Source organism: Pseudomonas guariconensis (assembly GCF_024127895.1).
Classification (GTDB): Bacteria; Pseudomonadota; Gammaproteobacteria; order Pseudomonadales; family Pseudomonadaceae; genus Aquipseudomonas; species Aquipseudomonas guariconensis_B.
The window spans coordinates 49,575-59,507 of the sequence record NZ_JAMYBK010000025.1 but is presented as its reverse complement, the minus strand read 5'-3'; the positions used below and the strand labels follow the sequence as shown (position 1 = coordinate 59,507).

At 64.4% G+C, this 9,933-nt stretch carries 10 protein-coding genes and 1 pseudogene; 7 read left to right on the top strand and 4 right to left on the bottom strand.

The genetic code is table 11. From position 1 onward, the window contains the following. The 5 genes from NJF35_RS20760 to NJF35_RS20740 form a co-directional block, all read left to right on the top strand. The coding region (locus NJF35_RS20760) for a hypothetical protein (RefSeq protein WP_253091428.1) at nt 1-120 on the top strand (120 nt) is incomplete at its 5' end. A gap of 11 nt (nt 121-131) precedes the next feature. Continuing rightward, a complete protein-coding gene (locus NJF35_RS20755; RefSeq protein ID WP_225790675.1) occupies nt 132-1,289 on the top strand; it encodes a CaiB/BaiF CoA transferase family protein in 1,158 nt (385 codons plus the stop codon). A gap of 2 nt (nt 1,290-1,291) precedes the next feature. Then, the gene (locus NJF35_RS20750) at nt 1,292-2,437 is read left to right on the top strand and encodes an acyl-CoA dehydrogenase family protein (protein WP_225790674.1); all 1,146 of its coding nucleotides are present in this window, start codon (nt 1,292-1,294) and stop codon (nt 2,435-2,437) included. 103 nt (nt 2,438-2,540) lie between these two features. Beyond that, the gene (locus NJF35_RS20745) at nt 2,541-3,947 is read left to right on the top strand and encodes a purine-cytosine permease family protein (protein WP_225790673.1); all 1,407 of its coding nucleotides are present in this window, start codon (nt 2,541-2,543) and stop codon (nt 3,945-3,947) included. A gap of 74 nt (nt 3,948-4,021) precedes the next feature. Continuing rightward, entirely contained in the window at nt 4,022-4,651 is a 630-nt protein-coding gene (locus tag NJF35_RS20740) for a TetR/AcrR family transcriptional regulator (protein ID WP_225790672.1), read from the top strand. Here the strand turns inward: NJF35_RS20740 and NJF35_RS20735 are convergent. The 4 genes and pseudogenes from NJF35_RS20735 to hpaR all read right to left on the bottom strand — a co-directional run bounded on the left by NJF35_RS20735 (nt 4,605) and on the right by hpaR (nt 7,232). Continuing rightward, nucleotides 4,605-4,748 (bottom strand): hypothetical protein, encoded by a 144-nt coding sequence (locus NJF35_RS20735; protein ID WP_225790671.1) that lies wholly within the window; start codon nt 4,746-4,748, stop codon nt 4,605-4,607. The genes NJF35_RS20740 and NJF35_RS20735 overlap by 47 nt on opposite strands. A gap of 91 nt (nt 4,749-4,839) precedes the next feature. Continuing rightward, entirely contained in the window at nt 4,840-6,066 is a 1,227-nt protein-coding gene (locus NJF35_RS20730) for an NADH:flavin oxidoreductase/NADH oxidase family protein (protein ID WP_225790670.1), read from the bottom strand. A 364-nt stretch (nt 6,067-6,430) separates the two neighbouring features. Beyond that, nucleotides 6,431-6,574: pseudogene (locus tag NJF35_RS20725) on the bottom strand (LysR family transcriptional regulator); the annotation flags it as partial. 235 nt (nt 6,575-6,809) lie between these two features. After that, a complete protein-coding gene (gene hpaR / locus NJF35_RS20720; protein WP_225790669.1) occupies nt 6,810-7,232 on the bottom strand; it encodes a homoprotocatechuate degradation operon regulator HpaR in 423 nt (140 codons plus the stop codon). 298 nt (nt 7,233-7,530) lie between these two features. On the opposite strand from hpaR, the gene NJF35_RS20715 reads away from it, so the two are divergent. Continuing rightward, nucleotides 7,531-8,739 (top strand): OprD family porin, encoded by a 1,209-nt coding sequence (locus NJF35_RS20715; protein WP_225790668.1) that lies wholly within the window; start codon nt 7,531-7,533, stop codon nt 8,737-8,739. Between the two features lie 93 nt (nt 8,740-8,832). Then, nucleotides 8,833-9,813 carry an MBL fold metallo-hydrolase gene (locus NJF35_RS20710; protein WP_225790667.1) on the top strand — a complete coding sequence of 327 codons (981 nt, stop codon included), beginning with the start codon at nt 8,833-8,835 and terminating at the stop codon, nt 9,811-9,813. The last annotated feature ends 120 nt before the right edge of the window (nt 9,814-9,933 follow it).

The window sequence follows — 9,933 nt, the reverse complement described above, 5'->3', positions numbered from 1 at the left end:
GTGCTGACCAACGACCCGGGCACCGGCGTGATGCGCCACGCCGACGCCGGCTATCAGATCGCTATCGACTGCGCCAAGGAGCAGGGCCTGGACCTGCCGATGATCACGGGCAAGCCGTGAGGGCCACTGTCATGAACCAGCACAACTCTACGCCAAGGCCATTGCAGGGCATCCGTGTGCTCGACCTCAGCCGCGTGCTGGCCGGCCCGCATTGCACCGCGATGTTGGCCGACCTGGGCGCCGAGGTCATCAAGTTCGAAGTCCCTGGCCATGGCGACGACAGCCGCCACCTGGGCCCTTTCGGCGCAGATGGCCAGAGCATCTACTTCGGCTTGATCAACCGTGGCAAGCGCAGTGTCGAACTCGACTTCAAGGCGCCGCCCGACCTGCGCCGCTTCCATGAGCTGGTGGCCGACGCCGACGTCGTGGTGGAGAACTTCCGCCCCGGCGTGACGCAGCGGCTGGGCATCGATTTCGACAGCCTCAAGGCGCTCAACCCCCGGCTGATCTATGCCAGCATTTCCGGGTTCGGCCAGAGCGGGCCGCTGTCCGCGCGCCCGGCCTACGACATCGTTGCCCAGGCCATGTCCGGGCTGATGAGCGTGACGGGTTTCCCGCAGACCGGCCCGACTCGCAGCGGCGAAGCCCTGGGCGATCTATGCGCCGGGGTCTATGCCGCCTGGGCGATCAGTTCGGCGCTGTTCGCCCGCGAGTTCCACGGGACAGGCGCGCAGTACCTCGACGTGGCCATGTTCGACGTGCTGGTCAGCCTGCAGGTGACCGGCCTGTCCAACCTCTTCGCCCGTGGCAGTGCACCGGGCCTGGTGGGTAACCGCCATCCGGTCTCGACACCCTTCGACACCTACCGTGCCGTCGATGGCCTGGTGGTGATCGCGGTGGCCAGCGACAAGCTGTTCCGCCGCTTGTGCCACTGCATGGCGCACGAGGCCCTGGCCGATGACCCACGCTTCGTCGACGACGGCTCGCGCACCGCGAACGAGGCGGCACTGAAGGCGCAGATCGAAGCCTGGACAGGCACTCGCAGTGTCGCGCAGATCTGCGACCTGCTGCTGGACGCCGGCGTACCCGCCTCCCCGGTCTGGAACCTGGCACAAGCCACCGGCAGCGAACAGGCCGAAACCCGCCAGTTGCTGGTGGAGGCTGGCGTGCAGTCGCCCCTGGTCCCGCAGCCGATCTTCTTCAACGGCAACAAACCCCACGCCACCTCGCCCGCCCCACGCCTGGGCGAGGCCAATGCCCTGTTCGGCCTGAACCCCACTGGAGAATGAAGATGAACTTCGAACTGGACGCCGCGGAGCTCGCGGTCATCGAATCTGCCGAGCGTGTCGCCCGCGAGGTGCTGCAGGTCAACGCCCAAGGCTACGACGAGGCCGAGGCCTTCTGCGCCGGTAGCCTCAAGGCCCTGGGCGAGCTGGGCTTCATGGGTATCAACCTGCCCGAGGCCTACGGCGGCCTGGGCATCGGCAGCCTGACGATGAGCCGTGTGGTGGAGGCGGTGGCGGCCGCCTGCGCCTCCACCGCCTCGGCGCTGACCGCGCACTTCCTGGCCACCGACTCCATCCTCATCGGTGGGAGCGAACCGCAGCGCCAGGCCTGGCTGCCCCGCGCCGCCACCGGCGAGCTGCTCGGCGCCTTCGGCCTGACCGAACCTGCCGCCGGCTCCAACCCAGCCGACATGCGCACCCGCGCTATCCAGGAAAACGACGGCTGGCGCATCCGGGGCAGCAAGCACTACATCACCAATGCCCGCGAAGCCGACTTCATCGTGCTCTACGCCAAGACCGACGCCGACGCAGGCCACCACGGCATCAGCGCCTTCCTCATCCCCAAGGGCACCGAGGGCATCACCTTCTCCAGCCCGGAGAAGACCATGGGCCTGCGCGGCAGCACCATCTACGAGCTGGCCCTGGATTGCTGGCTGCCCGCCTCGGCCCTGCTGGGCGAGCAGGGCCAGGGCTTCAAGACCGCGATGGAAGTGCTGGACCGCGGCCGGGTGGAAGTGGCGGCGATGTCCCTGGGCATCGCCCGCGCAGCCCTGGAGTACAGCCTCGGCTGGGCCCGGGAACGGCAGATCGGCCCCAAGCCCCTGGCCGCCTACCAGGGCACCCAGTGGCGCCTGGCGGACATGCACACGCAACTGCAAGCGGCGCGCCTGCTGACCATGCAGGCCGCGGCTCGGCGCGACTCGGGCGAGCGTTTCAGCCTGGAGTCGGCCACCGCCAAGCTGTTCGCCGCCGAGGCCGCCGGCTTCATCACCGATGCCGCCCTGCAACTGCATGGCGGCTATGGCTACATCCGCGACCTGCCTCTGGAGCGCTTCGTGCGCGATGCGCGCATCCTGCGCATTTTCGAAGGCACCTCCGAGGTACAGAAGATCATCATCTCCCGCGCCGTACTGGACGCTGCCCGCAGTTGAGGCGACCGGCCTGGGCGGTAGTGGCCGCCCGGGCCTGCAGGGCATCCGTTGCATAACAACAATAGAGGCGCCATGGCCAATGGCGCCGCAGGAGAAAACCCTCATGTCTGGCAAGTCCCTCATTGAAACGCGCTCTATCGACTACATCCCCGAGAGCGAACGGCACGGCCGCCTCTTCAGCCAGTTCACCCTGTGGTTCGGCGCCAACCTGCAGATCACCGCCATCGTCACCGGCGCCCTGGCGGTGGTGCTGGGCGGCGATGTGTTCTGGTCATTGATCGGCCTTTTGATCGGTCAGGTGTTCGGCGGCATCGTCATGGCCCTGCACGGCGCCCAGGGGCCGCGCCTGGGGCTGCCGCAGATGATTTCCAGCCGGGTGCAGTTCGGCGTGTTCGGGGCCGTGATCCCCCTGGTACTGGTCTGCATCATGTACATCGGTTTCAACGCCACCGGCACGGTACTGGCCGGCCAGGCCATCGGTCGCATGGCCAACGTCAGCGACACGGCGGGCATCCTCGTCTTCGCCGCCGTGATCGTGGTGCTGACGGTCTGCGGCTACCGGGTGATCCACCTGTTGGGACGGGTCGCCAGCGTGCTCGGCCTGGTGGCCTTCGCCTACCTGTTCGTGCGCCTGCTGTCGGTGAGTGACATCGTCACCTTGCTCGACAACCGCCACTTCAGCTGGAGTACCTTCCTCTTGGCCATTTCGCTGTCGGCCTCCTGGCAGATCGCCTTCGGCCCCTACGTCGCCGACTACTCGCGCTACCTGCCGAGCGCGACCTCCCCATTGCGTACCTTCCTGGCCGTCGGCCTGGGTTCGGTGCTGGGCTCGCAAACCTCCATGATGCTCGGTGTATTCGCAGCCGCGCTGGCGGGCGATGCCTTCTCCGGTCATGAGGTGAGCTACATCGTTGGCCTGGGCGCCAGTGGCGTGATGGCGAGCCTGCTGTTCTTCAGCGTGGCCTTCGGCAAGGTGACCATCGCCACCTTGAACGCCTACGGCAGCTTCATGTGCATCGCCACCATCGTCAGCGCGTTCCGCAGCCGCTTTACCGTCTCCCACGGCCAGCGCCTGCTGTTCGTCCTGTGCATCGTCGGTGTCTCCACCAGCCTGGCGCTGGTCGGCCAGCACGCCTTCCTCAGCGCGTTCAAGTCGTTCCTGCTGTTCCTGCTGGCGTTCTTCACCCCCTGGAGCGCCATCAACCTGGTGGACTACTACTTCATCACCAAGGAGCGCTACGACATCCCCGCCCTGGGCGACCCGGATGGCCGCTACGGCCGCTGGAACTGGGTGGGTATCGGCACCTATGCATTCGGCGTGGCGGTGCAGATGCCTTTCATCGCCACTGGCTTCTACACCGGCCCACTGGTGCAGCACCTGGGTGATACCGATATCTCCTGGCTGGTGGGCCTGATCCTGCCGGCGCTGGTCTATTACCCGCTCGCCCGGCAATGGGCCCGGCGCCGGCCGCATTCGCATGGCCAGGACCTGGGCCAGCAACGCTGCTAGCGAACACGGCTTGTCGCCCCGCCGGGGCGGCAAGCCCGATCCCTGCCCCTTTCGACGACACACTCCAAGCCCCCATGAACAGCCGCTCAAGATTCGCCCAGCCGACCGGCACGCAGGAACGCCTGCACCTGGCGGCCGTGGACCTGTTCACCGAACAGGGTTACCAGAACACCAGCCTGCGCGACCTGGCCGCCCACCTGGGCATCGGCGCGGGATCACTGTACTACCACATCGAAAGCAAGCAGGCCCTGCTCTTCGACCTGATCGAGGAGTGCATGAGCGACCTGCTCGGCCTTACCCGGGCAAGGTTGAAGAACGTCCAGGGCATGCGCCCCCGCCTGCGTGCCTTCGTCGGCGCCTTCGTCGAGTTCCAGCTCGGCGAGCGCAAACGGTTGCAGCTCATGCTGCGGGAGCGGCGCAACCTGACGGCCGAGCAGCGTCGCCTGCTCGGCGCTCTGCATCATGAATACACGCAGTGCCTGGCCGCCATCATCGGCCCTGTCACGATCCACGGGAGCCTTGAAGGCCCACGGATGAAGTGCTTCACCCGCGGGGTCATCGGCATGCTGGAAAGCCTTCCCGACGTCGAGGACATCGAACCGCCCCAGCAGGTCACCGAACAACTCACCGCGATGATCCTCGGCGCCGCCGCGAGCATCAGCTCAATGGGTGGCGATGCCAGTACTCGCGCAGGTGCTCGATGAACGCATTGATCTTGTTCGTCGCACGCCGGGTACTCGGGTAGACCGCCAAGCCGGTCTCGGCCACGCTGGCACCGGTGCTGGTCGCAGGTTCTGGCATGCCATGCCCGAGTGCATTCGCGGTCCGGCAGAGCGAGGCGTAGGGTGTGCAGCCGAGACTCGTGAGTACCCCTCCCTGGGGATCAAGCCGGCTATCGACCAGCCATGCGCCGACGGTACTGCCGGGTACGCAAGGCGTTGGCCAACTGCTGCACCACCAGGGCCCACCAAGGTGCCACCTGTGGATTGGGTGCCTTGTTCTCGCTCAGCCTGCGCAGCTGGAACTTCACCACCGCCATGTTGCCCAGCGAGGCGAGGGCTTTGTTCTTCCATCGGATCGGCGGGAGCTGGGGCACGGTGTCCTTGCCCTCCTGCCAGCGCCGAGGCAAGGCGGGATCGATCGCCAGGGCCGTACCGATCCCGACCATCTGCACCCCACTCTCGATCACCTGCTCGGCTATCGAGCGTCGACGAATACCGCCGGTCACCATCACCGGCATCTTCGCCACCGCTCGAATGTCGCGGGCGAACTCCAGGAAATAAGCCTCCCGCGCCAATGTCCGGCCATCCCGGGCTTCGCCCTGCATCGCCGGTGCCTCGTAGCTGCCGCCGGAAATCTCCACCAGGTCGACCTCGAGCGCATTGAGCAGGCGCACCACCTGCTTGGCCTCGTCGGCACTGAAGCCGCCACGCTGGAAGTCAGCCGAGTTGAGCTTGACGGCCACGGCGAACCCGGGCGACACGACCGCCCGCACCGCCTTGACGATGTCCAACAACAGGCGCGCGCGGTTTTCCAGGGAACCGCCCCACTGGTCCGTCCGCCGGTTGCTCAGTGGCGAGAGAAACTGGCTGAGCAGATACCCATGCGCGGCATGGATCTGCACACCGGTAAAACCGGCCTGCTCGCCCAGCCGCGCCGTATTGGCGAAACGGCGGATGACCTCGTCGATGAGCTCCGGCGTCATGGCCTGCGCCGTGGCGAAATGCCTGGACATGCTGCCCAGCGCCAAAGGTACCGCGGAGGGCGCCCAGGTCTTCTGCCCCAGGTTGGCCTGCATCTGCCGACCGGGATGATTGATCTGCAACCAGAACTGCGCGCCCTGCGAGCGCCCGATCCTCGCCCATTGGCGGAACGTGTCGAGGTGCCGCTCATCCTCCAGCACCACGCCCCCAGGGCCGGTCATTGCACGGTTATCGACCATGACATTGCCAGTGATGATGAGCCCGGCTCCACCGTCCGCCCAGGCCTGGTAGAGACGCATCAGCCGGGCCGAGGGCGCGTGGTCGGCATCGGCCATGTTTTCTTCCATGGCGGCCTTGGCAATGCGGTTCGCAAGGGTCGAACCATTGGGGAGGGTCAGGGGGCTGAACACGTTCATCGGGAGTACCTCAAGGTGATCGTGTTCGGACAGTAGCCTTAAAGTTAACTTTAATGTCAATGCCTTGACTGCAGGGCAGTCGGTCGACTCGCAAACGACTTGGCCAGGACGGCGAATGGCGGGACCTTCCGGCCACGCGTGTTTCGCCGGCCAAGACTACGGCGTTCATCCAGTACGAATACGCCAACCATGATTTACGCCTGCAAGCCATGCGGCTCGAGAGCTACGACGCCGGCTTCAAGGTGGGCGTGCCTTCAGGTCTTCCAGGCCCGGTAGGCACGCCGTGGACCCATGCCAGTCAGTCATCATTTTGGGGTTGCCTTGCAGCCCCAAGGGGCGTAGGTAGCCCTTGCGATATACCTGACAGCGGCGTATTGATGAACGCTTCCAGTTGCTGGATACGGTGGGTGACCACGGATCGAGTAACACCGAGCTGCTGTGCGGCGCGAGCGAAGTTCCCGGTTTCGGCGACCCGGACGAACGCCTCGATGCTTAACAGGCGATCCATAGCGGCTCCCTATTCTTGTAGTTATTGATAACACCGCCCCGACAGAACGTGGAGCATGTTCCCGAGGCCAGGCGCGTATAGGCTGTACCGAGGGCTGTTCAGCACAGGCTAGGCGAGTTGGGCGGACTTGATTGGCGTTTTCCTAGCTGAGGGCTAACTGAAGAGAGCGGCCCAAAGTGCCCTAGCCAAAAAATAGTACATCAAGACTTGAACAGGCCCCTTCGCAACCAGGCCCTCAAGGCTTGATGCGCTTCAACTCCTCCAGCAAACCCAGCAACTGTTGCATTTTTTCCTCTCCGAACTGCTCCTGGATGCGCTGATAGTTGCGTTCCATGCCTTCGCTCATGGATACGAAACACTGCTGCCCTTTCTCCGTCAGGGTCACCAGCAGCCGGCGCTGGTCCTGCGATGACTTCCAACGCCGCACGAGGCCTTCGCGCTCCAGCCTGGCCAGCACACCCGTCATGCTCGGTTTGAGGATGCACGCCTGGTGCGCCAGTTGATGACTTTCCAGTTCGCCCTGCAACCGCAGGATGCGAATCACCCGCCATTGCTGTTCGGTCAGGTCGTGCTCGTTGAGCAAGGGGCGAAAGAACGCCATCGCCGCCTCGCGGGCTTGCAACAGGGTCAGGGTCAGGGACGGTCTGGGGTCGGCCATTGACTTCACACGTAAAAGGGAAAGCCCGCAGATTAGAGTCGTCGGCAGGGGTACGCAAGTATCCAACGGGCCGAACACACCATTAATTTATTAATAAAAAAACGAAATCGCACTGAGGGCTTCGCGCACGAGCGGCTCTTTCATTGGGAATTCACAAAAAAATCTTCACAAAAATTAAGATAATATGTTAACAATTTAACAACGAGGCGAACCTCATCGACACCTACAAGAACAAAAAAGGAATCACTCATGCCCCCCCTACTGCCTGCGCGCAGCAGCAACGAACGGCTTGTGCATCATGCTTGCCCCGTTGAGCGCCCATGCCGATTTCGTCCGCGACAGCAAAGCCAGCCTGGAGCTGCGCAACGTCTACATCAATCGCGACTACCACCAGGCCAATGCCCCACAAAACCTGTCCGAGGAATGGGCCCAGGGTTTTGTCCTGCGTATGGCGTCTGGCTACACCGAGGGGCTGATTGGCGTGGGGGTCGACGCCTTGGGCAAACTCGGCGTCAAGCTCGACGCCAGCCGCGATCGGCGGGGTACTGGCCTGCTGCCCTATGGCACCAGCCAGGAGCCGGTGGATGACTACAGCAACCTGGGGCTGACCGCAAAACTGCGCGTGTCCAGGACCGTGCTGAAGGTCGGCACCTTGCAACCCCTGCTGCCCGTGGTCAGCTACAACGATGGCCGCCTGCTGCCTTCGACCTATTCCGGCGCCCTGCTCACCTCGCACGACATCGAAGGCCTTATCCTGAACGCAGGCCGGTTGAAAGAAGAGAACCTGCGCGACGCCTCCAGCAACGACCCTATCGGCTATGCCGGCGTCGAGAGCGACCACCTGGATCTTGCCGGTGGCACCTATGCGGTCAGCCCACAGTTGGCCGCCACCTATTACGTCGCGCAGATGGCGGACATCTACCGCCAGCACTTCGTTGGCCTGGTGCATGACCTGCCGCTGGGCGAAGGCATGAACTTGCGCAGCGACCTGCGTTACTTCGACACCCAAGAGCAAGGCGACAAGGCCCTGCGCGCGCCCACCCGCGTGGACGGCGGCAAGATCGACAATCGCTTTTTCAACGGCATGCTGACCCTGACCGTGGGTGCGCAGAAATTCGCCGTCGGCTACCAGAACCTGTCAGGCGACGGCGACTTCCCGTTTCCCGGTCGCGATCCCTACTCGATCAACCTGGTGACCGCCAGCGTGTTCAACAAGGCCGAAACCGACGCCTGGCAGGTGCGCTACGACTACAACTTCGCAGCCATGGGCATCCCCGGCCTTACGTTCATGACCCGTTATGTCGATGGCCGCCACGTCAACACGGCAACCGTGAAACACGGCCGCGAATGGGAGCGCGACACCGACCTGGTCTACACCGTGCAAAGCGGGCCGCTGAAGAACGTCAACCTGCGGCTGCGCAATTCGAGTTTCCGCTCCAGCAGCGGCCTGACCAACGACTTCGACGAAAGCCGCGTGATCATCGGCTACAGCCTGGCACTGTGGTAAATGGCTTGACGATAGTTAATATATTAACCATAACGCGACCGGCTCGGCCGCACGCCCCACCCCACTTGTTTCCAACAATAAGAGAACCCACTCATGGCATTCACCCTACGCTCCGCCCTGTCCACCCTGCCCCGCGCCGTGGCGCTGGCCACCGCCTTGTCGTTCGCCAGCGGTGCAGCCCTGGCAGCGCCCCAGCCAGACGCCCAGCCCCCCAAGGTGCGCCTGATTCTGCTGGGCACCAAGGGCGGGCCGTCGATGCTCGCCACCGAGAAGCTGCCGCAATCCACCGCGCTGGTCGTGGATGACGATGTCTACCTGCTCGATGCCGGTTACGGCGCCAGCCTGCGGCTGGTCCAGGCCAAGCTTCCACTGGCCAAGCTCAAGGGCGTGTTCATCACCCACCTGCACAGCGACCACATCGTCGACTACCCGGCGGTGTTGATGAACAGCTGGGCCAGCGGCCTGAAAACCCCGGTCGCTGTCTATGGGCCGCCGGGCACCACCGAGATGACCCGCCATGTGTGGGAGACCTTCGCCATCGACATCGGCCTGCGCATCAAGGACGAGGGCAAGCCCGACCCACGCCCACTGGTCACCGCCCACGACATCGACCAGGGCGTGGTCTTCCAGGACGACCGCCTGAAAGTCAGCGCCTTGCGCGTGCCGCACCCACCGTTCGCCGATGGCGAGGCCTTCGCCTACAAGTTCGAGGTGGGCGGCAAGACCATCGTGCTGTCGGGTGACTTGAACTACTTCCCGCCCCTGGCCGATTTCTCACGCAATGCCGATGTGCTGATCAATGAAGTGGTGCATGTCCAGGCGGTCGATCGCCTGGCTGCGCGCATCGGCAATGGCAAGACCTTGGCCAAGGCGATCATCAGCCACCACGTCACCGCCGAGGACGTTGGCCGCGTCGCCGCCACAGCCAAGGTGAAAACCCTGGTCCTGAGCCACTTCGTGCCGGCTGACGACCCGAGCATCACCGATGCCGACTGGCGCGCCGCCGTGGGCACGACCTTCAAGGGACCGATCATCGTCGGCCATGACGGCATGGAAATCCCGTTGAACGACTGACCGCCAAGCCCCGGCTGCCGCAACGGCGTGCCGGGTGCTTTCCTGTTGTCGGGGTAGCGGCTGAAGCTGGCCGAGCGTGCAGGGTCAAGGGCTTGCTTACATGCCTGCGCCAGGTTGAAT

Bases quoted from the DNA above. Each gene is read 5' to 3' on its own strand.
- NJF35_RS20730 (WP_225790670.1), bottom strand. From the start codon at position 6,066: ATGAACGTGTTCAGCCCCCTGACCCTCCCCAATGGTTCGACCCTTGCG.
- NJF35_RS20750 (WP_225790674.1), top strand. From the start codon at position 1,292: ATGAACTTCGAACTGGACGCCGCGGAGCTCGCGGTCATCGAATCTGCC.
- NJF35_RS20735 (WP_225790671.1), bottom strand. From the start codon at position 4,748: ATGCCAGAACCTGCGACCAGCACCGGTGCCAGCGTGGCCGAGACCGGC.
- NJF35_RS20745 (WP_225790673.1), top strand. From the start codon at position 2,541: ATGTCTGGCAAGTCCCTCATTGAAACGCGCTCTATCGACTACATCCCC.
- hpaR (WP_225790669.1), bottom strand. From the start codon at position 7,232: ATGGCCGACCCCAGACCGTCCCTGACCCTGACCCTGTTGCAAGCCCGC.
- NJF35_RS20755 (WP_225790675.1), top strand. From the start codon at position 132: ATGAACCAGCACAACTCTACGCCAAGGCCATTGCAGGGCATCCGTGTG.
- NJF35_RS20715 (WP_225790668.1), top strand. From the start codon at position 7,531: ATGCTTGCCCCGTTGAGCGCCCATGCCGATTTCGTCCGCGACAGCAAA.
- NJF35_RS20740 (WP_225790672.1), top strand. From the start codon at position 4,022: ATGAACAGCCGCTCAAGATTCGCCCAGCCGACCGGCACGCAGGAACGC.
- NJF35_RS20710 (WP_225790667.1), top strand. From the start codon at position 8,833: ATGGCATTCACCCTACGCTCCGCCCTGTCCACCCTGCCCCGCGCCGTG.